This window comes from Zunongwangia sp. (genome assembly GCF_048269745.1).
In the GTDB taxonomy this organism is placed as follows: Bacteria; Bacteroidota; Bacteroidia; order Flavobacteriales; family Flavobacteriaceae; genus Zunongwangia.
The window spans coordinates 108,059-131,739 of sequence record NZ_JBLXIB010000001.1 but is presented as its reverse complement, the minus strand read 5'-3'; the positions used below and the strand labels follow the sequence as shown (position 1 = coordinate 131,739).

The 23,681-nt window shown below is 32.1% G+C and carries 26 protein-coding genes; 3 read left to right on the top strand and 23 right to left on the bottom strand.

The window, feature by feature from the left end; genetic code table 11:
- The first annotated feature begins 43 nt into the window (after positions 1 to 43).
- Positions 44 to 556: an acyl-CoA thioesterase gene (locus ACN0WI_RS00555; RefSeq protein WP_417884656.1), complete on the top strand. Its 513-nt coding sequence runs from the start codon at positions 44 to 46 to the stop codon at positions 554 to 556.
- A gap of 95 nt (positions 557 to 651) precedes the next feature.
- On the opposite strand, the gene ACN0WI_RS00550 is transcribed toward ACN0WI_RS00555, so the two are convergent.
- From ACN0WI_RS00550 to ACN0WI_RS00460, 19 genes are all read right to left on the bottom strand, one after another.
- The gene (locus ACN0WI_RS00550; protein WP_417884655.1) at positions 652 to 1,869 is read right to left on the bottom strand and encodes a murein hydrolase activator EnvC family protein; all 1,218 of its coding nucleotides are present in this window, start codon (positions 1,867 to 1,869) and stop codon (positions 652 to 654) included.
- Positions 1,866 to 2,636 (bottom strand): DUF4292 domain-containing protein, encoded by a 771-nt coding sequence (locus tag ACN0WI_RS00545; RefSeq protein WP_417884654.1) that lies wholly within the window; start codon positions 2,634 to 2,636, stop codon positions 1,866 to 1,868. The genes ACN0WI_RS00550 and ACN0WI_RS00545 overlap by 4 nt, the downstream gene beginning before the upstream one ends.
- 314 nt (positions 2,637 to 2,950) lie before the next feature.
- Positions 2,951 to 3,961, bottom strand: a complete 1,011-nt coding sequence (locus ACN0WI_RS00540; RefSeq protein ID WP_417884653.1) for a sugar phosphate nucleotidyltransferase — start codon at positions 3,959 to 3,961, stop codon at positions 2,951 to 2,953.
- A 33-nt stretch (positions 3,962 to 3,994) separates the two neighbouring features.
- Positions 3,995 to 4,429 (bottom strand): dUTP diphosphatase, encoded by a 435-nt coding sequence (gene dut / locus ACN0WI_RS00535; RefSeq protein WP_417884652.1) that lies wholly within the window; start codon positions 4,427 to 4,429, stop codon positions 3,995 to 3,997.
- Positions 4,426 to 5,871, bottom strand: coding sequence for a lipopolysaccharide biosynthesis protein (locus ACN0WI_RS00530; RefSeq protein ID WP_417884651.1), 1,446 nt, complete (start codon positions 5,869 to 5,871; stop codon positions 4,426 to 4,428). The genes dut and ACN0WI_RS00530 overlap by 4 nt, the downstream gene beginning before the upstream one ends.
- A gap of 53 nt (positions 5,872 to 5,924) precedes the next feature.
- Positions 5,925 to 6,365, bottom strand: a complete 441-nt coding sequence (locus ACN0WI_RS00525) for a hypothetical protein (RefSeq protein ID WP_417884650.1) — start codon at positions 6,363 to 6,365, stop codon at positions 5,925 to 5,927.
- 174 nt (positions 6,366 to 6,539) lie between these two features.
- Complete coding sequence (atpG, locus tag ACN0WI_RS00520) at positions 6,540 to 7,400, bottom strand: ATP synthase F1 subunit gamma (RefSeq protein ID WP_417884649.1); 861 nt, start codon at positions 7,398 to 7,400, stop codon at positions 6,540 to 6,542.
- Between the two features lie 52 nt (positions 7,401 to 7,452).
- Complete coding sequence (atpA, locus tag ACN0WI_RS00515; protein ID WP_417884648.1) at positions 7,453 to 9,027, bottom strand: F0F1 ATP synthase subunit alpha; 1,575 nt, start codon at positions 9,025 to 9,027, stop codon at positions 7,453 to 7,455.
- A 42-nt stretch (positions 9,028 to 9,069) separates the two neighbouring features.
- Positions 9,070 to 9,627 (bottom strand): ATP synthase F1 subunit delta, encoded by a 558-nt coding sequence (gene atpH, locus ACN0WI_RS00510; RefSeq protein WP_417884647.1) that lies wholly within the window; start codon positions 9,625 to 9,627, stop codon positions 9,070 to 9,072.
- A gap of 9 nt (positions 9,628 to 9,636) precedes the next feature.
- Entirely contained in the window at positions 9,637 to 10,131 is a 495-nt protein-coding gene (locus tag ACN0WI_RS00505) for a F0F1 ATP synthase subunit B (RefSeq protein ID WP_417884646.1), read from the bottom strand.
- Between the two features lie 92 nt (positions 10,132 to 10,223).
- Entirely contained in the window at positions 10,224 to 10,457 is a 234-nt protein-coding gene (gene atpE / locus ACN0WI_RS00500) for an ATP synthase F0 subunit C (protein WP_417884645.1), read from the bottom strand.
- A gap of 24 nt (positions 10,458 to 10,481) precedes the next feature.
- Positions 10,482 to 11,567, bottom strand: a complete 1,086-nt coding sequence (gene atpB / locus ACN0WI_RS00495; RefSeq protein ID WP_417884644.1) for a F0F1 ATP synthase subunit A — start codon at positions 11,565 to 11,567, stop codon at positions 10,482 to 10,484.
- Between the two features lie 135 nt (positions 11,568 to 11,702).
- A complete protein-coding gene (locus ACN0WI_RS00490; RefSeq protein WP_417884642.1) occupies positions 11,703 to 12,098 on the bottom strand; it encodes a hypothetical protein in 396 nt (131 codons plus the stop codon).
- Positions 12,091 to 12,312, bottom strand: coding sequence for an AtpZ/AtpI family protein (locus ACN0WI_RS00485; protein ID WP_417884641.1), 222 nt, complete (start codon positions 12,310 to 12,312; stop codon positions 12,091 to 12,093). Before ACN0WI_RS00485 ends, ACN0WI_RS00490 begins: the two co-directional genes overlap by 8 nt.
- The gene (locus ACN0WI_RS00480) at positions 12,293 to 12,685 is read right to left on the bottom strand and encodes a bactofilin family protein (protein ID WP_417884640.1); all 393 of its coding nucleotides are present in this window, start codon (positions 12,683 to 12,685) and stop codon (positions 12,293 to 12,295) included. The genes ACN0WI_RS00485 and ACN0WI_RS00480 overlap by 20 nt, the downstream gene beginning before the upstream one ends.
- 5 nt (positions 12,686 to 12,690) lie before the next feature.
- On the bottom strand, positions 12,691 to 15,231 hold the full coding sequence (locus ACN0WI_RS00475) for a tetratricopeptide repeat protein (RefSeq protein ID WP_417884639.1): 2,541 nt from the start codon (positions 15,229 to 15,231) through the stop codon (positions 12,691 to 12,693).
- Between the two features lie 89 nt (positions 15,232 to 15,320).
- Positions 15,321 to 16,052, bottom strand: a complete 732-nt coding sequence (locus ACN0WI_RS00470) for an ABC transporter ATP-binding protein (protein ID WP_417884638.1) — start codon at positions 16,050 to 16,052, stop codon at positions 15,321 to 15,323.
- Positions 16,053 to 16,144: 92 nt separating this feature from the next.
- Entirely contained in the window at positions 16,145 to 17,629 is a 1,485-nt protein-coding gene (locus ACN0WI_RS00465; RefSeq protein ID WP_417884637.1) for a DUF5687 family protein, read from the bottom strand.
- Positions 17,630 to 17,681: 52 nt separating this feature from the next.
- Complete coding sequence (locus tag ACN0WI_RS00460; RefSeq protein WP_417884636.1) at positions 17,682 to 17,990, bottom strand: hypothetical protein; 309 nt, start codon at positions 17,988 to 17,990, stop codon at positions 17,682 to 17,684.
- 117 nt (positions 17,991 to 18,107) lie between these two features.
- Between ACN0WI_RS00460 and ACN0WI_RS00455 the strand changes: the two genes are divergently transcribed.
- On the top strand, positions 18,108 to 19,154 hold the full coding sequence (locus ACN0WI_RS00455; protein WP_417884635.1) for a 2Fe-2S iron-sulfur cluster-binding protein: 1,047 nt from the start codon (positions 18,108 to 18,110) through the stop codon (positions 19,152 to 19,154).
- A gap of 53 nt (positions 19,155 to 19,207) precedes the next feature.
- Here ACN0WI_RS00455 and ACN0WI_RS00450 read toward each other — a convergent pair whose 3' ends face one another.
- From ACN0WI_RS00450 to ACN0WI_RS00440, 3 genes are all read right to left on the bottom strand, one after another.
- Entirely contained in the window at positions 19,208 to 20,287 is a 1,080-nt protein-coding gene (locus tag ACN0WI_RS00450; RefSeq protein WP_417884634.1) for a glycosyltransferase family 9 protein, read from the bottom strand.
- 13 nt (positions 20,288 to 20,300) lie between these two features.
- Positions 20,301 to 20,906, bottom strand: a complete 606-nt coding sequence (locus ACN0WI_RS00445; protein ID WP_417884633.1) for a DUF4254 domain-containing protein — start codon at positions 20,904 to 20,906, stop codon at positions 20,301 to 20,303.
- A gap of 174 nt (positions 20,907 to 21,080) precedes the next feature.
- Complete coding sequence (locus ACN0WI_RS00440; protein WP_417884632.1) at positions 21,081 to 22,013, bottom strand: DUF6427 family protein; 933 nt, start codon at positions 22,011 to 22,013, stop codon at positions 21,081 to 21,083.
- A gap of 45 nt (positions 22,014 to 22,058) precedes the next feature.
- Here ACN0WI_RS00440 and ACN0WI_RS00435 point away from each other — a divergent pair, with 45 nt between their 5' ends.
- Entirely contained in the window at positions 22,059 to 22,280 is a 222-nt protein-coding gene (locus ACN0WI_RS00435) for a DUF6341 family protein (protein ID WP_417884631.1), read from the top strand.
- Here the strand turns inward: ACN0WI_RS00435 and purD are convergent.
- Entirely contained in the window at positions 22,277 to 23,554 is a 1,278-nt protein-coding gene (gene purD, locus ACN0WI_RS00430; RefSeq protein WP_417884630.1) for a phosphoribosylamine--glycine ligase, read from the bottom strand. The two genes, ACN0WI_RS00435 and purD, sit on opposite strands and share 4 nt — an antisense overlap.
- Positions 23,555 to 23,681: the final 127 nt, after the last annotated feature.

Sequence of the window (23,681 nt, the reverse complement as noted above, 5' to 3'; positions counted from 1 at the left end):
GGTATTGTATTTTTGCCCAAAATCTGGAATATAACCAAATTACATGAAGGCAAAAAAACCAAGCGATTCTCGAACTACTTTAACCGATTTAGTATTACCTAGTGAGACCAACCATTTAAATAATCTTTTTGGAGGGGAACTTTTAGCTCGAATGGACAGAGCTGCGAGTATAGCTGCTAGAAGACATAGTAGACGGATTGTAGTAACCGCTTCGGTAAATCATGTTGCTTTTAATAAAGCAATCCCTTTAGGTAGCGTTGTAACTGTAATAGCCACTATTTCTAGAGCTTTTAAATCCTCTATGGAGATTTATATTGATGTTTTTGTAGAAGACCGCGAAAGTGGTTTAAAAACAATTGCTAATCATGCTATCTATACTTTTGTAGCAGTAGACGAAACTGGAACACCAGTAGCCGTTCCTCCTTTAGAACCCGAAACAGAAGAAGAAATTGAACGTTACGAAGCTGCATTAAGAAGAAAGCAACTAAGCTTAGTTTTAGCGGGCAAAATGGCTCCGAAAGATGCTACCGAGCTAAAAGCAATTTTTAATAATTAAAGAAAATCAATCGAATTTCAGAAATGAAAATTACTTACTCTAAGTACTATTTTCAGCATAAATGCTTATTATTATAACAAGCCTTTAATTTAATTTTACCGATTTATAATCCAATCTTCTGGATCCATCTTTTTGGTGTTTTGGAAAATCAAGAAATGGAGTGTTGTTTTCCCATTACTTTTGCTCGTCGCTATTTTACCAATTTCTTGGCCTGTAATTACAACATCTCCTTTTTTTACATATACTTCAGAGAGATTATCATAAATGCTTATATAATTACCATGCCTAACCATAATTGCTTTGTTAGCGCCTTTAAGAACTTGAACTTCACTAACCGTTCCGTTAAAAATTGTTTTAGCTTTGCCTCCTTCTTCGGTATCTATATTAACACCATTATTATTAATCATGATATTATGAACAATAGGATGCGGATGTTTACCAAATTTCATACTTATTCGGCCTGAAGCTACTGGCCAAGGTAATTTCCCTTTATTCTTAACAAAATCGGCTGCTAAAGCTTTAGATTCTGGTGTTAATTCAAAAGCATCACGTTTAGAAGAACCAGATTTCTTATTGGTTTCAGCAATCGAAGATTTTACCATCTCTTCAATTTGACGGTCTATCTTATTTATTGCTTTTTGTTTTGCATTAATTTCTTTCGAGAATTGGCTCTCTTTAGCAGTAATAGTAGCCATTAATTCTTGTTGCGCTTTTTTGTTTTCTTGCAAACGCGCCTGTACTTTTCTATTTTCTGCCAATAATCGCTGTTGTTCTTCTTTCTGATTTCCTAAACTTTCATTTAATCGCTGTAAATCTGCCGTACGAAGCTTTATGCTCTCACCTTGTTCTTTTCTGAAGTCTGCATATTGCTTCATATATTCTAACCGTTTATAAGCCTGCAAAAAACTTTTAGAAGATAATAAAAACATTAACCGACTTTGTTCTGAACGGTTTTTATAGGTGTTTTTTATTATGCCTGCATAGTCTTCTTTTAATTGCTCTAATTCTTTTCTGAATTTGGCAATCCTACGTTCATTTTTGTTGATTTTATTATTTAGAAGTTCTAACTGTTTATGTGTAACATCAATTAGATTTTCGGTACTTTTTATTTGCTGATTTAAATCTTGTACCTCGGTAAGTATCGACTTCTCTTTCTTTTTATTAGATGTTCTTAATTCTGAAATTCGTCTAATTTCATTACGTAATTCAATACGCTTTTTCTCAAGAGCTTCTCGAGTAGTTTGTCCCCAGCTTACTGTTGCTGCAAAAAACAAACAAATGCTTACTGTAATTTTAATGATGTTTAATCTCATTTTATAGAAATTTCATCGTATCCGGAAGGAATTTCAAAAGGAAAACTAACTGGTTTATCAAATTCTAAACTCCTATATTCTAGCGTTATATTTGTATTTTTATCTCCTTCGTTAGCTATAATTGTAATTGTTTTTGGAAAGCGAATTCCATTAATGGTTTGATAATCGTCATAAGTAACTGTTACCGATTGGTTTTCTGCTTCTTGAGCTAATTGTTGTGCATTAACTTGATAAGTATCTAAGTTTAAAAGAAACATCTTTTTAATAGCTTCATCCTTTTTAGGAATTAACTGAAAACCGCGTTCTGAAACACTTATTTTGTATTTATCGTCTCGCAAATCGTAAATGGGTTGTCCCATTAATAGATTTTGTACTTTTTCAAAATCTAACGGAGTTCCTAACCAATCTGCTAATAACCGAAAATCGCCTTCAAAATATGTTTTTCCTACTTTTTCGTAATAACTTGCTTTTTCTGGAGTAATATATACTTTTGCCATTGAAAACCCGAGTAAACTCGCGCTTATCCAAACAGCTTCATCTTTTTTCATTCGGAAACTAAGGTTGGCTGATTTTGTTTTATTCTCAGTTTTATAGGTTGCTCTAATTTTACCTCGAATAGTATTAAAATTTGGTGTATTAGCGTAATGTTCTTTTATTACTCGTGAAGCTTTTGCGTTGGTTGGAAGAGAACCTTCCATATTTTTTTGAGTACCACAAGAGGTAATTAAAAAAGCTATTAGCATACTTATACAAAAGTATTTATTCATGATTTTTGTCTCTTTAAATTGTAACGAATTTCGCCTGAATTCTATTGCTCTTGCTAAAAAAGCTAGTAAAATTTTAGCTATCTCAGCTTAAATTGCTTTTGCAATAATTTTAAATACATTTCAAAAGTAAGCATTTCAACTTCTCTCTTATAATTTTTAATTTTATTTAAGAGAATCAAGTATTCAACTAAAATTAAAAAAGGAATATCAGACCTATTTTTCGTATATATACCATTGAAAAAGCCTTTTTAAACTGAATAACTAAGTTTAAAAAGGCTTTTTTATTTTTCAAAAATGGTAACCATTTAAAAAAATTATTCTAAAACCGAATAATCTCCGATACTTATAGCGGTAAATTTTCCGTCGAACTTCGCAAAATTACCAATCATTGCATTATCTAAATTTGCATTTTTAACTTCAGCAAATGTCTGTATTAAACTATTTTTAATTGTTGATTCTTCAATTTTGGATCCATCCCCAATAGAAACATTCGGACCTATTTTAACATTCTTCAAGACTACATTTTCTCCAATATAACAAGGTTCTGTAATTTCAGAATTTTCAATTTTAATACTATCTGAAATTAGTTTTTCGCCATTTTTATGAAGTATTTTTAAAAGACGTCCATTAGTTTCTACAGTTACATTTTTATTTCCGCAATCCATCCATTCATCTACTTTCCCAGGCTTAAACACTAAACCTTTAGCTTGCATTGCCTTTATTCCATCGTTAATTTGATATTCGCCACCATGAATAATATTCTGGTCTAATACCTTTTGAAGCTCATCTTTAAGAACAACTACATTTTTAAAATAATAAATACCAATAACTGCTAAATCCGATACAAATGTCTCAGGTTTCTCTACCAGTTCTGTTATTTGATTGTCTTCATTAAGGTTTACAACGCCATATGCTGATGGATTTTCTACTTTTTTAACCCAAATTACACTATCTGCTTCTTTATCGATTTTAAAATCGGCTTCAAAAAGCGTATCGGCATAAGCAATAACCGCCGCACCGCTAAGCGAATCTTTAGCACACATAATGGCATGCCCAGTACCTAAAGGTTTATCTTGATAGTAAATAGTTCCTTTAGCATTTAAATCTTCAGCTATACTTAAAAGGTCTTTTTCTATAACTTCTCCAAAATCTTTACCAATAACATACGCTATCTCATCTATTGGATCTTCTACAACTTTAGCTATGCTTTTAACTAAACGTTCTACAATTGGTTTACCAGCAATAGGAATTAAAGGTTTTGGTGTTGTAAGGGTGTGCGGCCGTAGGCGAGAGCCTCTTCCTGCCATAGGTACAATAATCTTCATCTTCTTTCTGTTTGTTTGACTAGTTAAACAAGCTTATTTTGTTCCTGTACTCCCGAATCCGCCAATACCACGAGTACTATCTGTTAACACTTCAACTTCTTCCCACTGTGCATGTTCATGCTTCGCTATAACCATTTGGGCAATACGCTCGCCGTTTTCTATTGTAAAAGGCTGGTTAGATAAATTTACAAGTATCACACCTATTTCCCCTCTGTAGTCGGCATCTATAGTTCCAGGAGCATTTAATACTGTTATTCCCTTTTTTGCAGCAAGACCACTTCTAGGACGTATTTGAGCTTCGAAACCTACCGGTAATTCAATAAACAACCCGGTTTTTACAATGCTGCGTTCTAAAGGTTTTAAAGTAAATGGCTCAGAAAGTTCTGCACGTAAATCTACTCCAGCTGATGCATCTGTAGCATAATTTGGTAATTGGTGAGAACTTTTATTGATAATTTTTATTTTCATGCTCTTTTTAAAATTTTTTTAATGTCTTCTTGTTCTTTAAAATAAGTTATGGCCACAAAAATGAAAATAAAAATTGAAGCTACTATATAATTTTGTCGAAAGAATATAAAACTAATACTTGAAAAAGCAATTGCTAATCCTAAATAAAAGCCCACTCTTTTAATATTATAAGGTACGGGATAATACTTTCTTCCTAAAAAATAAGAGATTAACATCATACTTCCATAAGCGGCTAATGTTGCCCAAGCAGCAGCTATAAAACCAAAAATATTAATCAAAAGCAAGTTCATAACCACTGTTATAAATGCACCAAATAGTGAGATATACATTCCCATTCTGGTTTTATCGGTTAATTTATACCAAATGGATAAATTATGATAAATACCCAGAAACAAATTAGCTAGCAATATAATTGGAACTATAGACATGGCTACCCAATAATCGCTATTTGGAATTACAACTTGCTTAAAAAGATCTACAAAACAAACTAAAACAAGAAAAATTAAACTCCCTAAAATCACAAAATAATTTAGAATTTTAGCATACGTAAACTTGGCATTTTTTTCTTTGGAATGATTAAAAAAGAAAGGTTCTGCTCCCATTTTAAAAGCCTGAACAAAAATCATCATAAATACCGCTAGCTTATAACAACCCGAGTAGGCTCCCATAATACTATCGGAAATCATATCCTTCAAGAGAATTTTATCTAGATTATCGTTAATTATAAATGCAATCCCTGCTACCATTATAGGCCAGCCATACTTCCACATTTGCTTAAAAAGAGGTACACTAAACTGGATTTTCGATTTAAAGAAATAGGGTAATAAAATGATAAAGGTTATTCCGCTTGCTATTAAATTAGAAATAAAAATATAACCAACTATATCTTTCTGATCATAGTTATTGAGCACATAAGTTGGTGCCAGATCCGGAAATTCTGGGACAATTTTTAAAAAGTATAAATTCAATAAAAAAACGCTTAAAATATTTAATATTTTAATTGCCGCAAACCGAACCGGACGATTCGTAGCTCTTAGATATGCAAAAGGGATCACCACCAAGGTATCAAGCACTAAAACAGAAAAAAGTATTGAAAAAAAATAAGGATCTAAATCAACAATACTGATTAAATACTGTTTAAATAGAAAAACTAAACTTGCAAAAAGAATAGTCGTTGTCGTTAATGCTATAAAAGAAGTTGAAAAAATCTTCTTTTTATCGGTTGCTTTACTAAAAAAACGAAAGAAGGAGGTTTCCATTCCGTAAGTAAGCAACACATTAAAAAAAGCTGCCCACACGTAAAAGGTTGTATTTACCGAGTATTCATCGCTATTTAAAATACCGGTATGCAATGGTACAAGTATAAAATTTAGCAATCTGGGAACTACAGTAGCAATACCGTATATTATTGTATCCTGAAAAAATCGTTTTAAAGTACCCAACAGGTTAATTATTTAACTTGCTGCAAATATCTTAATAATTAGCAACAATAAACCTATTTACGCTCTTCGATATTAGTTAATACAAAATAATAGGTTTTGCCCTTTTTTGAATATTCTAACAAAGCTTGTCCCTTTTTTAGCTCAACAGGGCTTTTAACAGGCTTTTGTGGTAATGTATTCCCGTATTCTCCTTTAGGGTTTCCACTCATCACAAAATCTAATTTACCAGTATTAAAATACGCTTGAAACATATTATTATCAGATACATTAGTTGCTATAGGAGATTTTAAGCCTTTAAAATATAAGTATTGAAGATTAACTTCTGGAATTTTAGTTGCTACAGATACGTAGAAATTAATATTGTTATCAGCTGTAGTACGATAATACGCTTGTTTAAAAGCTAACGGTGCTGATTTTTGAAGTTTTTTAGTACTCGCGCAATTAGTAAAAGAAGCACAAATTAAAACTGATATAAAAAATGTAAAGTTATTCATGAGATTACTTTTATTTCAAAAAATAAATCAAAACAAGTGCCAACTTATTAAGTCTATTGATCTTATAACTAAACCTAGGTCCCTTATTTTCAGCTTTAAGAGTTTTACATAGAACTTCATAAAATAAAAAAAGCCTCGTAAAAACGAGGCTTTTCAGTATAATAGATCTTAAAATTAGTTGCTAAGTGCTTCTGCTCCTCCAACAATTTCAAGAATTTCATTAGTAATAGAAGCCTGTCTTGCTTTATTGTAAGACAATTTAAGAGAATCTCTAAGCTCTGTAGCATTTTCTGTCGCTTTATGCATTGCAGTCATCCTTGCTCCATGTTCTGAAGCAAAAGAATCTCGTAAGGCTTTAAAAAGCTGAGTTTTTAAAGATTTAGGGATTAAATCTTTTACAATCTCTAACTTCGAAGGTTCAAAAATATAATCTAACTCTATTTCGCTATCTGCTTCAAAAGTTGGAATTGGCAAAAATTGCTCTGTTTGTATAATTTGAGTAGCTGCATTCTTAAATTGATTGTATACCAATACAATTTTATCAAAATTACCTTCCACAAATTCGTTCATCAACTCTTCAGCAATTTCAGCTACATTATCAAAAGTCAATGTATCGAAAATACTTTCGTTATGTTTATACGCTTTGTAGTCTTTTTTCAGAATTTCAAAAGCTTTCTTTCCAAGACCATAAATGTATACATCTTTATCACTATACTCATTAGCGATCGCATGCTTTACACCCTTTACAATATTAGTATTAAAAGCTCCCGCTAAACCTCTATTAGAAGAAATAGCGACTATCATAACTTTTTTCACTTCACGCTGCTCTGCAAAACGGCTTCCGCTATCGCCTTTTAAAGTAGCGCTAAGATCTTGTAAAATTTGTGTTAGTTTTTCAGAATAAGGACGCATTGCCTCGATAGCTTCTTGAGCTTTACTCAACTTAGCAGCCGATACCATTTTCATGGCACTGGTAATTTGCATAGTTGAAGAAACCGAGGTTATCCTACTTCGTAATTCTTTTAAGTTTGCCATTGCTACAATTTACAAATTCAAAAAACAGTAAATACTGAAGTTTAAATTAAGCTTAATACTTCTCTGAAAGTTCTTTAGCTACTGATGTTAATGTATCAGTAACTTCATCTGTTAATTTACCAGATTTCAAAACATCCAAGATATCTCTGTGTTTTGTATTTAAGAATTCTAGGTAATCTTTTTCGAATTCTTTTACTTTATCTATTGGTACATTTCTTAATAGGTTTTTAGACCCTGCAAAAATAATTGCAATTTGATCTTCTACCGGATATGGGTCATTCTGACCTTGTTTCAAAATCTCCACGTTACGTCTACCTTTTTCGATAGTACTTAGTGTAGCAGCATCTAAATCTGATCCAAATTTCGCGAAAGCTTCTAACTCACGGAACTGTGCTTGATCTAGTTTTAATGTACCTGCTACTTTTTTCATTGATTTAATCTGGGCTGAACCACCAACACGAGATACTGAAATACCAACGTTAATTGCCGGACGAACTCCAGAGTTAAATAAATCTGTGGTTAAGAATATCTGACCATCTGTAATTGAAATTACGTTAGTCGGTATATATGCTGAAACGTCTGCTGCTTGTGTTTCGATAATTGGTAATGCTGTTAACGAACCACCACCTTTAATTTTATCTTTTAAAACATCAGGTAGATCGTTCATTTTACTAGCGATATTATCATCGTTTATCACTTTTGCAGAACGCTCAAGTAATCTAGAGTGCAAGAAGAATACATCTCCAGGATACGCTTCACGTCCTGGTGGACGACGTAATAAAAGAGAAACCTCACGGTATGCAACCGCTTGTTTCGATAAATCATCATAAATAATTAATGCAGGGCGACCTGTATCTCTAAAATACTCACCGATAGCTGCACCAGCAAACGGAGCATAAACCTGCATTGGCGCAGGAAAAGATGCATTTGCAGCAACAATAGTAGTATAAGCTAAAGCTCCTTTATCTTCTAAGTTTTTAGCAATACTAGCTACAGTAGATGCTTTTTGGCCTATTGCAACATAAATACAATAAACTGGCTCCCCAGCATCGTAAAATTCTTTTTGATTAAGAATAGTATCAATACAAACTGTTGTTTTACCAGTTTGGCGGTCACCAATAACAAGTTCACGTTGACCACGACCAACTGGAACCATAGCATCGATAGACTTAATACCTGTTTGTAAAGGCTCAGTTACTGGCTCACGATAAATTACTCCAGGAGCTTTACGCTCTAGAGGCATTTCGAAAGTTTCGCCTTCAATAGGTCCTTTACCATCTATTGGGTTACCTAGAGTATCTACTACTCTACCTACAATACCTTCACCAACCTTTATTGAAGCAATACGTTGCGTTCTTTTTACAGTTGAACCTTCCTTAACTTCTTCTGAAGCACCAAGGAGTACTATCCCTACGCTATCTTCATCTAGGTTAAGAACCATTCCTTCTAAACCACTGTCGAACTGAACTAATTCTCCGTATTTAGCATTAGCCAAACCATAAACGTTTGCAATACCGTCCCCTACATTAAGAACAGTACCAACTTCATCTAAAGAGGCTTTAGCTTCAAATCCAGAAAGCTGTTGTTTTAATATTGCTGATACTTCAGCAGGATTTACTTCTGCCATAATTTAAGATAATATGCCGTTTACTAAAGCGGCGATTTTCTATTATATTTTTGAAACGTATGAGTTGCTTGTATTAAATTTTCTTTTCAGTGTATTTAAACTGTTAATTACACTGGCATCATATTGCAAATCTCCTACTCTAAGTATAAATCCACCTATGATGCTATCATCAATAACATTTTTAATTTTTGCTTCTCTACCCGTTAATTCTTTAATCTTTGCTTGAATTTTGATTTCTAAAGCGTCATTTAGAGGAACAACAGTAGTTACTTTAGCATTTTGAATATGTCTTGATTCATCAAACTTCAACAAGTATTGATGACAAATTATATTTAAAATGCCAATTCGCTCATTCTCTATAAGTAAACTAAATAATTTTTTAGTTAATGGATTAACAGCCTTAAATACTTCTTGAAGAATATTTGATTTAATAGATGCCTTAATTACCGGACTAAGTAACGTATTTTTTAATTCGGGATTGACGTCTATTGTTTTAGATATGCTAATCATATCATCTTTAACAGCTTCATCAATTTTATTTTCTGAAGCTAATTCAAACAATGCTTTTGCGTAACGCTGTGCTGCTCTTGATCCTTTCATGCTTTAAGCTTAGTTTAAGGTAACATCACCCAACATATCATTGATCATTTGGTGCTGTTGTTCTTTACTAGATAATTCTTTACGAACTACTTTTTCTGCTATTTCTAGTGATAAAGTAGCTACTTCAGATTTAATTTCAGCCATAGCTGCTTTTTTCTCTAACTCAATACTTTGTTGAGCTTGAGCAACAATTTTATCTGCTTTAAGCTGCGCTTGTCCTTCAGCTTCAGAGATCATTTTATCTTTCATAGCTCTCGCTTCTTTTAAGATAACTTCTCTTTCTGCTCTTGCTTCTTTTAACAATTGCTCATTGTCAGCTTTAAGATTTTGCATTTCTTTTCGCGCTTCTTCAGCAGAAGATAATGCATCATTAATGGTAGTTTCTCTAGTTTTAATTGCATTTAATATTGGCCTCCATGCAAACTTTCCAAGTATTACCATTAATACCAAAAAGACTATTGTCTGCCAAAAAATTAAACCAATTTCAGGAGTAATTAATTCCATAATATTTTAAATAACTGTTTCTTTAAATCTTGATTAACAAGTTAAATCTACTTCGTAACCAACCGTTACGAAGTAGATTCATTTTTTTAGGACTATGCTGCTGGCGCTGTAAGAACCCCTAATAAAGAAGCTACAACTCCAAATAAAGCAACACCTTCTACAAGAGCGGCTGCAATAATCATAGCAGTCTGGATTTTTCCAGAAGCTTCTGGTTGACGTGCGATAGCGTCCATTGCTGAACCACCAATTTTACCAACACCAACACCAGCTCCAAGAACTGCTAATCCAGCTCCTACTGCTGCAAGTCCAATGTGTAAATACTCCATAGTATAAAAATTAAAAATTAAAAATTAATGATGTTCATGTTCTTCTACTGCCAAACCTATAAATAGTGCCGACAGCATTGTAAATATAAAAGCTTGTAAAAAAGCTACTAATAATTCTAAAACAGAAATAAATACTGCAAAAGGAACCGAGACACCGGCAACTCCTGCACTTTCCAAAATAAAAATCAGCCCAATTAAACTTAAAATAATAATATGTCCTGCTGTAATATTTGCAAAAAGACGAATCATTAAAGCGGCTGGTTTTGTAATAATCCCAATAATTTCTACTACTGCTAAAATAGGTTTCACAAAAGTAGGAATCCCAGGCATCCATAGCGTATGCTTCCAAAAATCTTTGTTCCCGTTAAATACTATTAATACAAACGTAAACATCGCTAATGAGAAGGTTACAGCTATGTTACCGGTAACATTTGCTGCTCCAGGCAACAAACCTAATAAGTTTGTAATCCAAATAAAGAAGAATACAGTTAATAAAAACGGCATAAACTTCATATATTTTTTTTCTCCAATTTGTGGCCTAGCAATATCGTCTCTAACGAAAATTACTAGCGCTTCTAAAGCATTATTAAGTCCTTTTGGAGATACCTCTTTTTTCTTATAATGTTTAGCAAGTAAACTAAAAATAATAAGCATTATAACAACCGTTATAAGCATTGCAGCAACGTTCTTTGTGATTGAAAAGTCATAAGGACGCTCAGCGTTTTCAGGATGATCTGTTTTATCTAAAATCAGCTCTTCTGCACCAGGATCTAACTGATAAATTTTCTCGTGAAGATTCACAAAACGCATTCCGTCTTTTTCAACTACGTGGTGACCTTTATCATCATGGTGAAATTCGCTAGACATAAACGTAACCAGACCATTATCGGTATATAAAATTACTGGTAAAGGAATAGTAAAGGAGTTTTCAGCTTCACCGTAAAAATGCCACCCATGGGAATCTCCGATATGGTGAAGAATCATTTCAGTTGCGTTAAATTCTCTTTCATCTTCCACGATCGAATCGTCTTCTTTTGAAGCAAAAGATAAAACAGGAAGTAAAGTTAGTGCGAATGCCACTATAATCTTGAACGATTTATGTGCTATCATGGTACCTGGTATGCTTAAAATATTTAGGCTATAAAATTTCCATGCAAAGGTATACTTTTATTTTTTATACAAAAGCGAGCATTTTATTTTTTTCAGTTATTCTAACAAAAAACTTAAAATACTGAAAATAAGCCATTAATTTTGATTCATTAGTTTTACAGAAAATACTGTTTTAAAGGTTAAGAATAGGAAATAAGGTATGAAAAACACTATAATCTCCTCCAACAAATCTACAGTATTATTTGCTATTGCAGGCAACAAAAAAATGATTGCTGCAAACATTTTTAATACCGAAAATCCCATAAAGGCTAAACCGGTAATGTCTTCAAAATTTTTATGAATATAAAGCAGTAATAAAAATATAAAACCTGTCCCTAAAACATGAAAAGTATAGTTAGCAAATGTGCTATAAAATAAATCTGCTTCCAAAAAATGATACTCAACTAAAAACTGAATCACTAATGAAATACTAGCAAAAGGAAGAAAACTTTTCAAAAAAATTAAAAATGTTATTCGCTGCTTTTTAGTCATTTTTACCTCCTAAATCTTTTACGCTTCTAAAAACTTGATAAAGTGCCAAAAATACACCAAAAAGTGATAATCCAATGGTGAATGCAGAATATTTATTTGGAATTTTTTTATCTAGCCAAATTCCTAAAAAAACGCCCCCAGCAATCATAATTCCCATCTGAGCACCTAAATTTATAAAAACTAGATATCTATTATTATGCGGTTTTTTTTCCATTTTCAACATTTTTTAAGTTGGAAATCATTTCACAACTTGCATTAAAAATTGCTCCAGAATCTACTTCCAGCCTATTAATTTTAATGGTTCCGAAAACTTTAGCTGACGATTTTAGCTTTAGAATATCGGCAACCTTCATTTCTCCATCAAATTCCCCAGCAATATCAACACTATCGCACTCTAATACACCTACAATTTTTCCTGTTTTACTTACCACTACCTTACCTTTCGTTTTTAATGTTCCTTCAAGAAAACCTTCAATTCTAAAATTTCCATCTCCAACAACATCTCCTGTAAGCTTTGTACCTGTTGTTATTGTATTTTGTTCTTGGATATTTTTCTTTGAATTTGAACTCTTCTTTTCTGAAAACATTGTTATTATTTTTCTGGTACAGGTTTTAAATAAGTATCTAGATTTTTTTTAATTTGAATTACACGATAGTTATGATTAGAAATGGTAAAATATTCATTTTCAATTTCATAATCATCATTTTTTCGTAATAATTCTCCAAACCCTAAGGCTCTTTGTTCATTTTTTAAATGATAAACACGCACAAAAATGCTTTTTTCTGAATAAACATCAACTGAACAAGCAATTGGTTGATACTTTAATTTTACAATTGCAGAATCTATAGTTGCCTTTAGTTTATTAGCTTCTTCGCGCTCGGAATATTTAAATTGATAAACAAGATTATACGGTCCTGATATAGAATCGGTCTCTAAATTTAATCGAAATAATTTTGGAAGCACTTGCCCAATTAAATTAGCAGCCTTTATTCCTTCTTCAGATTGTGGATACGTTACAGCAATCTCATTTAACGCTTTTCGATATGCAACTAAACCTTCTAATCGACCTATTGTAGTCGCTTTTAACAACTTAAATTTTGTAACTATTGGATTTCCTGTAAAACGAGGTATTAATGTATTACAATCTGTTAATACCTGTTTATATAGCTGATTTTCGTATTTTTTATAAGTCTCTTTATATTCCTGCTCCGGTAAGCTTTTTTGATTAGCAATCGATTTTGGATTACGAATGTAGCTTGCAAACTGAGAATCGGGATAATTCTTTAAAATATCTTGTTTGTATTGCTCTCTTTTTTCTGGTTTCTTGAGAATCTCGTAAAGTTGGTACAAATTGAATTTTGCCGGTAGTACTAATCGCCGCTCCTGATTACTTTTTAATAATGATTCTAGATGCTCTACCGCCCAATCGTATTTTCCAAACTGTTCTTTATAGAGTAATCCTAATTCATAATAAGCATAATTACGCTTATCTTGAATACTATCTATAACTGATTTTTCTGTCGGTAATTGAGAAATGTAAGTTTCTGTATTAAATCGCGGATCGTTTTCAAAATCAAATTCAGCTAAATCATCCTCAGTTTGTTCTGTATAAGCCATGCTATTGTAGGCTTTCCATCTCCAATTATCGGTTAATTCGCGATTACCCCACGTTTTAATAAACTCACGTTCCCCTCTGAATATCCGATTAGCATTATAAAAATAAAAGGCATTACTCGATTCCTCAGGAGTTACAAGATTAGGAACTCCAGGACCACGATTATTTAAAGCAATTATTTTTTTATTTTCTTTATTTTCTAAATCCGCTAAATATTGTTGCTTTAAAGTATCTATATATTGTTGAAAATACTCTTGCTGCTTATTTTTAGGCATCGCAAGCAAATTCAAAATACTGTCATTTCTGGTAGCTATTTTTTGGTAACGGATTACTTCATCTAATTTTTTACGCTTTTTTGATATGGTACGATATTCTCTTAAATCTGTAGACATTTCTGCTAGTGTACTATCAAAATAACTGGCGGCTGCTTGGTAATTAGCTTTGTCTAGTTGAATGTTACCTAATATTTCGTAATTAATAGAGCGCAAATACCGATCGCTACTTATTGGCGTTTTAAGCGATTCGTTATAATAGCTAATTGCCACTTTAAGAGAATCTCTTTTTTTAAAGTATTCTGCTATTTGAAAATAAATTTTATCTAAAAATGGTCGATTTTCACGGTCATCAGCTAAATCGAATAACATTTCTTTTAATTGTAACGGATCTTTTTCTTTATAATCAAAATTCCGGGCTTTTTCTACATATGCATTTATTCGATATATACGAGGGGTTTTTCGTTGCAAATCTATAACCTCATCGAAAACTATATTCGCATTATCTGATTGACTTAAGCTGTTGTATAATTGTCCAAGGATAAAGTAGTAACGACCTTTTTCGTCATTTTTTTTAGTGAAATTAGCTGCTACTGTTAAAGGTGCTAGAGCACTATCAGGATATTTTAGGTTTATATATACTTGTGCTATTGCTGCATTTGCATTTGCAAGTTCCTGATCTTCTAGATAATTATTTGATATAATTTGTTTTAAATTCTCTAAAGCAACTTGATTATTTTCTAAGCGTATATTAGCTTTTGCTCGCCAAATTTGAGCATTTGTAACATTATTACTTTCTGGGTAGCGTTGTAATATAAAATTAAAAGCCTCTAAAGCAGGAATAAAACGTTGATCAAAATAACGAGCCTTACCGAGGAGCATGTAAGCTTCATCTATTTGCGGATTTTTTTCCTTTCCACCAATCATCATAGAATGGCGTTGTATAGCTTTTACAGCTTTTTCTTCCGCAATTCCAAAATCAACATTACGAGCACTATCTGGTAGAATAATACGATCATCTAACTGTAAAGGTTCTATTGGTAATAAATCCCAATAATTATCTCGGTAACCCGAATTCAATTGAGATTGCCCACTTGTTAAAGCTAGGTTACCATTATACAAAGTATTATACTCTGTAGTAACAGCATGCCAATTTCTATTTAAAAATGTATTTTTTTTTCTGGAACAAGCAATACAGGCTACTAAAACCCATAGTACTAATACCGCTCTTTTAAATCTGCTCAAATTCTTTTTTCTTACGATCGCACTAACAAAATTAGGCAAAATTTGGTTGGTAAAAATACGTTTCTTTACAGAAAAAAAAGCCTTACAAATTATTCTATTTCAGATAAACTATCTTCAGTAACTTGTTTTCCAGAAAAATAAGCTTCTAATTCCTGTAAAGTCGCTTCTGATGTTTTTATATCTCGTACAATAACGCCTTTATCTAAAACTACAATACGCTCGCAAACTTCGGTTACATGAATTAAATCGTGACTAGATACTAATACTGTAGTTCTAGAGATTTCAGACAGATCTTTAAGTATTTTTTTTAAACGGATTTGGGTAGTAGGATCGAGATTTGCAAAAGGCTCATCTAAAATAACCACTTTGGGTTCGCCTATTAAAGCTGCTACTATTCCTACTTTTTTCTGATTTCCTTTCGATAAATCCCGAAGATATTTTTTACGCCCAATAATTTCACCGTTAAAGAATTCTTCAAATTGCATCAAAAAACTATCGATATCGGCGCGGTTTTGATTACGCAGCTCTCCTACAAAATAAAAATATTCTTCAGCAGTAAGATATCCAATCAAAAAGCTCTCGTCGATAAATGAAGCTGTAAAAGTTTTCCAGTCTTCACTCTCGTTTACAGTGATATCCTGATTAAATATATTTCCTGTGGTAGGCCTAATAAGATCTAATAATAAACTGAAAAATGTGGTTTTTCCGGCACCATTATTCCCTACAAGTCCAAAATTTTGTCCTTCAGGAATTTCAAGATTATCAATATCTAAAACTTTAGTACCGTTGTATGTTTTAGAAAGGTTAGTTGCTGTAATCATATTGCTTTTTTCTGAATATTCAGCTCTATACTAATTTACACTTTTAGCCTCGAAATGAATATTTATTTAATTTCTTCTTTTAAATATTTCTATTAGCTATCGGTTTGTTTAAATCCGTATATCATCACATACTTTTTCTTTTTATACTGAAATGTAATTTGTTCCATCAGAAAGCCTTTAAGTAAAAGACCTACAATTCCTAAAAATCCCAAAACCGAAATACTAATATAGAAATTGAGGAATAGATTGCATACATAGAAAATTCCTGGCGGCAATAATAATAACGGTAAGCTGATAATCCATTGCGCTGCACCCATACCCTGATAATTCATCACAGGACTTTTTTCCAGATCAATTCTCTTTTTGTTTAAGGATCCTAAATATAGGATAAAGGGAACATTTATTCCCAAGTTATACAATGCGCCAATAAAGATGATAAACATAATTTTCCAACCAAAATAGAGATAAGGAGTGCATAAAATGCTCAGCACGACAACGCTAAAGCTGAGTAATGCAGATTTAGCGTCTAGATATTTACGCATGGGAATATTTTGGGCCATCATCATCTGGTAATAAGGGGAATCCCAGCTAGGTATAAATTGCCCAAAATTCAATATAAAGGTACTTGTCATAAATAAGGCTGCAAAAACCGACATGGTACTAAACTTTTCAAAAACAGGATTTATAAAGAATATCACCCCGTAAAAAACGAAAATAAATGCAAAATAAACAGTAGTTTTCGGACGTTTATTACGCAAAATTAACTTCATATCTAACTGAAGGAACGTTGCCAGATCTCCAAATCGCTTTAACCATTCAAAATCTTGTGATTTTACTTCTTTTTGCTTTGTCTCTAAACCGTCATCCAGATAGAACTTCCCTTTTAATGTATTTCTTATCCAAATAAAAATCAGTAAGACAAGAATTAATGGTACAATAGCCAAATAGGGCATTTCCAGTACATAATTTAGGAATAAACCAAACTTCTCGCTAACAGGAAATACATCAAAATATTCTAAGCCCGCTAAGGCTAAAATTAAAATTATAACTGGTAGAAAGGATTTTAAATCTTCAGCAAACTTCTTTTTAATTAAGAAATTAAAATAATTTACAGAAAAACTTAAAAACAACACACTACATACCCAGCCAGTCATCGAAAGCTCAGTATGATTAGATTTTGCTGCTACTACAATGGCAAAAGGCACGTAAATTAAAATTGGTAAAATATTATAAAACGAGAATAGCGATTTTAGCAACACAAAATTGATCACCTTCTCTTTTTTTATATTCTGAAGTAACAAAGGTTTTATTTGCACTACCGGAAGACTTTGCATAAAAAACCGAAATATAAGTTCAAAAGCCAGCCAGGCTAAAATATATTCGTTCAATTTAAAAAGCGGGTCTTCTTCTGGAAATACCTTTTTTATAATTGGATATAAGCCAATTCCCATAAAAAGAAACACGACAGCGAAATAAGCCCCTATAAAAATCATGAAAATCTTAAGTCCAAGACTTTTGCCAAAACTTGCACTACGCGTAAATGACTTCCACTCTAAACTGAGTAATTTACCTACCATAAAAAAATGCTTTACTTACTTGTGTCTAGGTTTTGACTTTTGTTACATGTAATTAATATTTTAACGCTAACTCTGGGTATACTCTGAATAAAATAGCAGGCATTTTTAAAGGAAGAACAATAACTGCTACGTAATGTATTACAAATGCGAATGCGATCAATAAGGCTGTGACAACAGATGCAATTTTATTTGGAATTATTTTATCAAAATACAAAAGAAAGTAAACTGGATAAAAAGATACCGCTACTATTTGACCAACATTTAAAATCATATCCTCTAAAAGGTATATTCTACCTTTTCTTTTTAACCGTTTTTTCTTTTCACGGTTAAGTTTAATAAGATGGTAAATAAGAAAAGTCATTTCGGTTAAAACACCTATAATTATTTTTCTGTATCTACAAATTAGATGTTATTTTAATAATTAAAATACTTTTAAAAAAGGGGTTACTTTGTATTTTTGCGATAAATACGTTTGTTAATGAATACATTTCATACTTTAAAAATAAAAGAAGTTATACGGGAAACGCCACAAGCCGTTAGCTTATCTTTCGAAATACCTGCTAATCTTCAAAATGAATTTTATTTTGAAGCTGGCCAGTACATTACCATTAAAGCTCAGGTTGACGGCGAAGAGTTACGTCGCGCTTATTCGCTTTGCTCGACTCCTACTTCAGAAGAATTTAAAGTTACTGTCAAAGAGGTTGAAGGTGGTAAATTTTCGGTACTTGCCAATAATAAATTAAAAGCAGGCGATAGTTTAGAGGTACATCCGCCAGAAGGAAAATTTAAGTTAGTTCCTTCTGCAACTCCAAAAACCTATGCTGCTTTTGCTGCAGGTAGCGGAATTACACCTATTCTTTCGATGATAAAAACAGTTTTGCAGCAAGAGCAACATAGCAAATTTATTCTTACTTACGGAAATAAATCTCCTGAAGAAACTATATTTTTTAAGGAGTTACTTGAACTGCAGGCTACTTATCCTGACCGGTTATTTATTGAATTTACATTTAGCCGCAGTCGTGAAGAAAATGCTCAATTTGGAAGAATTGAAACTAGTACAGTAAACTATGTGCTCAAAAATAAATTTAAATCGCATACTATAGATGCATATTATCTATGCGGACCAGAAGCGATGATAAATACGGTAAGTGAAGTGCTAACTAATAGAGGTGTTTCGGAAGATACTATTTTCTATGAACTGTTTAATAGTACTAATACTGGTGAAGTGACATCTAACCTTGAAGGTCAATCTGAAATTACCATTATGATTGATGATGAAGAAACTAGCTTCACCATGAACCAGAAAGAAGTAATTTTAGATGCTGCTCTTGAAAAAGATCTAGATGTACCCTACTCTTGCCAAGGTGGTATTTGTAGTAGTTGTATAGCTAGAATTACGGAAGGAAAAGCTGAAATGATGAAAAACCAAGTGCTAACCGATGATGAAATTAAAGAAGGACTAATACTAACCTGCCAAGCTCATCCACTTACTCCATCCATAAAAATAGATTTTGATGATGTTTAAATAGCATGTAAACGAATTAAAAAGCTCTTAAATAAATATTTTAAGAGCTTTTTTTATCGATTTTCTAATAAAATTGTTTGTATTTTTTTTAAAATTTCGGAAGGATTTATCGAGGCAATTGCTTTCTCATACCCATCAGGATATTTATTTCCGTAGATAGAAGTAGGTATTTTTGGATACTTTTCTAAATTAGGCAAAATACTATTAGAAAGTGGCTGATTAAAAGGTACAAAACCAGCAAATGGATGCGTTACACCCCAAATTGTTACCACCGGAACACCGTACATTGCTGCCATATGGCCATTTCCGCTATCCATAGAAAGCATGATATCCAAATTCGACAATAAAGCTAGCTCTTCTTCAAAATTGAGAAGCCCGGCAACACAAATAGCACATTCAAATTGATTTTCCCACTTCTGAAGCTGTTCTTTTTCAACTGCACCACCGCCAAATAAAAATATTTGATATTCTTGGGTATTATTTAACTCAATAAGCACATTCTCCATTAACTCAACTGGATAAACTTTGGATTGGTGTTGCGCAAAAGGAGCAATTCCTATTATTTTTTTTGAAGTATCAATTTTACGTCGAATAGCGTTAGGAAGGGCTCTTTTTTCGGGAAAAACATGATCATTTAAATCAATCGGAAAACCCAAGTTCGCAAAAACATCTGCATAACGTTGAACACTACTTTTTAAAGGAACAGCGTTTTTAATCGATTCTTGAATTAGTTTTTTTTTCTCTGCTCGTCCTTTATCTATTTGCTGAAAAGGAATGCCATAAAAATAAAAAACTGATTTTAGAACATTTGTTCTTAACACATTATGTAAATCAGCTACTTTTTCAACTCCTTCATTCCGGAGTTCTTTCGCTAATCTTCCTAAACCTAATACTCCCTGATGAACGCCATTTACATCAGCTTCATATACCTGAGTGTTTGGAATATCATTAAACATAGGTACAAAAAAACGCCGTGTTAAAAAGGTTATTTTGAGTTGCGGATATGTAGCTACTAATGTTCTAATTACCGGAACAGCCATCGCTACATCTCCCATAGCTGAAAGCCTGATGGCAAGAATATGAGTTCTCTTTTTTGTTGAAGGTATTAATTCCTGAAATTTAGTAGAACTCATATTCTTTATAACATTATTTATTTCGAAGTACCGGATTCAATTCATCATCATTATACATCTTCATCTGCTTATAGACTTTCATATATTTATCCCCATTCTCAATATCATGAAGTAATTGGTCTATTGCTGAAGATAAATCTACTCGCTGCTCTAATAAAATAGCTAATTTTTCTTGGCATTTTTCTCGGTGATCTTCAGAAGCATCTTGTCTAGTTGCTTCTTCATGCATATGATAAATTTTTAGAGCCAAAATAGACAAACGATCAACTCCCCAAGCTGGACTTTCTGTATTAATAGTAGCAGCATCTTTAGGCTGTATATTTTTATATTTTTCTAAAAAATAACTATCTATATATTCTACCGTATCAGTTCGATCTTGGTTAGAAGCATCTATTAATCGCTTTAATTTTAAAGCTGCAACCGGATCTATATTAGGATCTCTAACAATATCTTCGTAATGCCATTGTACAGTGTCTATCCAGCATTTTCGGTATAATAAATGCTCGATTAATTGCGATTCACTATCATATGGATTTGTAAAAGCTTGTTCTACGCTATCTATTTTATGATAGTTTACAATTACCTCTTGAAATATTTTATTTGCTTTATCTGAAAACATTCGTAGTTAATTTTTTCGTTTAAATAAACGGAATTTGAGTGTTTATTATTTCGATTCACGAATTAAATTGTAGCTAATTTTATCGAATTTCAATTATTTAGCTACATTCTTTAGAATCTTAAAATGCAAAGATATTATAAAAAACGAATTTATTAAATTTAGTACTATACTAGATTATTGAATAAATAGAATAAATAGAATACCTATTGGCATAACTAATATTATTAATAAAAGAATTTCTCTAAAAAGTTTATCTTGTACATTATCGAAATAATTAGAGCCTATTATACTTAACGGAATAAAAAAGAAAATAAGCTCACTTCCATTTTTCGAAGGTGCTAAAAAGCCAATTAAAATTCCTAGAACTAGGGTAAATAAAATAAGGTTTAAAGAAGGCCGTAAACTTACACCCGCCTTTTGGATTAAAGAGAAATAATAAACTAACCACCAAAGCATTAGGGCTAAAATAATACTTACTGGAACTAATAACTCCAAGCTCTGATATTGAGAAAAATCAAAATTAAACGGTTGATACCAATCATTTAATGTATAAAACTGGTCTTTAAACATTAAATAAACAGTGTTATACAAGATGGCTACGCTACTAGCAGACACTATAGGAATTAACCAATATTTTGGTTTTGGGGCGTAAATTAAGATCCCTCCAAAAACAACCAAAATAAAAATAAAACTCCAAAAATAGAATAACGAAGCTATAGCAATCCAAAATGAAGCATCAAAAAGCTTTTTTTGAACAGCAATTTGAGATTTTAAACTAATAACACGCCGAAGTGCTAATAATACAAGAGATGCCGAAACTATGCAATTATAATCGCGTAATAATGATGAAAATGAAGCACAAAAAACACTAAATAGCAATATTTTATAAGCACTCCTCTTAGTTAATTCATTTTTTTTTGCAATAAAATTCAGCATAAAAATGCCGAAAAGCAATACTAAGTAAACCCCTATAATTTTTGTAAAAACAAAAGGCTGAAAGGGAGAAAATAGGTTCCCGAAATTAGCAGTTACAAAAAAAACCGATAACAATATTATTATAAATAAAATGTTTATAGGTTTTGATTTTGCAAAAAAGCTTGTTAGCATTCCTCTTTTTTATATTTTTGTAGTGTTAAACTAACTCTGTTAAAGATGACTGAATTTTTTAAAGGTATATCCTGGCTTTTTGAAAACGTGCTTTTTGTACCCTATGATGCATTAAGATCTCTAGAACTTGATTCGTGGTGGGCCGCCAACGCCATAAACTTTGTTTTCATCATAATTGGTATGATTGCTTTTGCTTACTGGTGTAAGCAACTAAAAATGTTTCAGGACGCTGACGACGAAAAAACAAGATCTAAGCCTTATTCTTAGGCTAAATCAAATCCTAGATCTTTTCTAAAATACATCTTATCAAAATGTAGTTTTTCTATGTTTTGATAAGATACTTTTAGTGCTTCTTTGTAATTTTCTCCAAATGCAGTGGTTGCTATAACTCGGCCTCCATTGGTAATTACCTTACCTTCTTCATTTATTGTTGTTCCTGCGTGAAATACTAATGCATCCCCAACAGTATCTAACCCTTTAATTTCTTTTCCTTTTTCGTAAGCTTCCGGATATCCTCCTGAAACAGCCATTACTGTAGTAGCAGTACGAGGATCGATTGTTAAAGTTGCTTCAGCTAATTTACCTTCAGCAGTTTTCGATAATAATTCAACTAAATCTGATTGAATTCTAGGTAAAACTACTTCTGTTTCAGGGTCTCCCATACGTACATTATATTCAATAACATAAGGGTCTTCCCCTACTTTTATAAGACCTATAAATACAAAACCTTTATAATCGATTTCTTCTTTTTTTAAACCTTCTATTGTTGGCTTAACTATCCGATTTTCAATTTTTTGCATAAATACATCATCGGCAAATGGTACCGGAGAAATAGCCCCCATTCCACCAGTATTCAAACCAGTATCTCCTTCTCCTATTCTTTTATAATCTTTAGCCGTTGGTAATATTTTATAATCAGACCCATCGGTTAAAACAAATACACTTAATTCAATTCCTTTCAAAAATTCTTCAATAACAACCTTTGCACTAGCTTGTCCAAATTTTTGATTTTTTAGCATATTTTCTAATTCATCCTTAGCCTCTGTAAGATCATTTAAAATTAAAACTCCTTTTCCGGCTGCTAATCCATCTGCTTTTAAAACGTATGGTGCATCCAAGGTTTCTAAAAATTTCTTACCAGCTTCTAAACTTTCCGGTGTAAAGCTTTCGTAAGCTGCTGTTGGTATGTTATAAAGCCCCATAAACTCTTTAGCACGTTCTTTACTCCCTTCTAATAAAGCTCCTCTTTTAGAGGGTCCTACAATTTTTAAATGACTAATCTCGTTGTCCTGTTTAAAAAAATCGGTTATTCCATTTACTAGCGGATCTTCTGGACCAACTACCAACATCTCTATGTTTTCTTGTAAAACGAATTTTTTAATTTTAGTAAAGTCATTAGGATCTATCGCTACATTTTCTCCTATTTGTTTTGTTCCGGCGTTACCTGGTGCAATAAATAATTTATCGCATTTAGAACTCTGTGCAATTTTATAAGCAAAAGTATGTTCTCTTCCGCCTGAACCTAGAATTAAAATTTTCATTTTTTTGAAGTATATTTATTTTTGGTCTTCAAAAATAATTGTTTGTAAATTGAAGCACCAATAATTTCTTATAAAACATCTATAATATTTTGGATTGGTTTAAAATTTCGCTTCAACTTAATAATTT

Coding starts and splice junctions, on each gene's coding strand:
- ACN0WI_RS00555 (WP_417884656.1), top strand. CDS start 44: ATGAAGGCAAAAAAACCAAGCGATTCTCGAACTACTTTAACCGATTTA.
- ACN0WI_RS00550 (WP_417884655.1), bottom strand. CDS start 1,869: ATGAGATTAAACATCATTAAAATTACAGTAAGCATTTGTTTGTTTTTT.
- ACN0WI_RS00545 (WP_417884654.1), bottom strand. CDS start 2,636: ATGAATAAATACTTTTGTATAAGTATGCTAATAGCTTTTTTAATTACC.
- ACN0WI_RS00540 (WP_417884653.1), bottom strand. CDS start 3,961: ATGAAGATTATTGTACCTATGGCAGGAAGAGGCTCTCGCCTACGGCCG.
- dut (WP_417884652.1), bottom strand. CDS start 4,429: ATGAAAATAAAAATTATCAATAAAAGTTCTCACCAATTACCAAATTAT.
- ACN0WI_RS00525 (WP_417884650.1), bottom strand. CDS start 6,365: ATGAATAACTTTACATTTTTTATATCAGTTTTAATTTGTGCTTCTTTT.
- atpG (WP_417884649.1), bottom strand. CDS start 7,400: ATGGCAAACTTAAAAGAATTACGAAGTAGGATAACCTCGGTTTCTTCA.
- atpA (WP_417884648.1), bottom strand. CDS start 9,027: ATGGCAGAAGTAAATCCTGCTGAAGTATCAGCAATATTAAAACAACAG.
- atpH (WP_417884647.1), bottom strand. CDS start 9,627: ATGAAAGGATCAAGAGCAGCACAGCGTTACGCAAAAGCATTGTTTGAA.
- ACN0WI_RS00505 (WP_417884646.1), bottom strand. CDS start 10,131: ATGGAATTAATTACTCCTGAAATTGGTTTAATTTTTTGGCAGACAATA.
- atpE (WP_417884645.1), bottom strand. CDS start 10,457: ATGGAGTATTTACACATTGGACTTGCAGCAGTAGGAGCTGGATTAGCA.
- atpB (WP_417884644.1), bottom strand. CDS start 11,567: ATGATAGCACATAAATCGTTCAAGATTATAGTGGCATTCGCACTAACT.
- ACN0WI_RS00490 (WP_417884642.1), bottom strand. CDS start 12,098: ATGACTAAAAAGCAGCGAATAACATTTTTAATTTTTTTGAAAAGTTTT.
- ACN0WI_RS00485 (WP_417884641.1), bottom strand. CDS start 12,312: ATGGAAAAAAAACCGCATAATAATAGATATCTAGTTTTTATAAATTTA.
- ACN0WI_RS00480 (WP_417884640.1), bottom strand. CDS start 12,685: ATGTTTTCAGAAAAGAAGAGTTCAAATTCAAAGAAAAATATCCAAGAA.
- ACN0WI_RS00470 (WP_417884638.1), bottom strand. CDS start 16,052: ATGATTACAGCAACTAACCTTTCTAAAACATACAACGGTACTAAAGTT.
- ACN0WI_RS00465 (WP_417884637.1), bottom strand. CDS start 17,629: ATGGTAGGTAAATTACTCAGTTTAGAGTGGAAGTCATTTACGCGTAGT.
- ACN0WI_RS00460 (WP_417884636.1), bottom strand. CDS start 17,990: ATGACTTTTCTTATTTACCATCTTATTAAACTTAACCGTGAAAAGAAA.
- ACN0WI_RS00455 (WP_417884635.1), top strand. CDS start 18,108: ATGAATACATTTCATACTTTAAAAATAAAAGAAGTTATACGGGAAACG.
- ACN0WI_RS00450 (WP_417884634.1), bottom strand. CDS start 20,287: ATGAGTTCTACTAAATTTCAGGAATTAATACCTTCAACAAAAAAGAGA.
- ACN0WI_RS00445 (WP_417884633.1), bottom strand. CDS start 20,906: ATGTTTTCAGATAAAGCAAATAAAATATTTCAAGAGGTAATTGTAAAC.
- ACN0WI_RS00440 (WP_417884632.1), bottom strand. CDS start 22,013: ATGCTAACAAGCTTTTTTGCAAAATCAAAACCTATAAACATTTTATTT.
- ACN0WI_RS00435 (WP_417884631.1), top strand. CDS start 22,059: ATGACTGAATTTTTTAAAGGTATATCCTGGCTTTTTGAAAACGTGCTT.
- purD (WP_417884630.1), bottom strand. CDS start 23,554: ATGAAAATTTTAATTCTAGGTTCAGGCGGAAGAGAACATACTTTTGCT.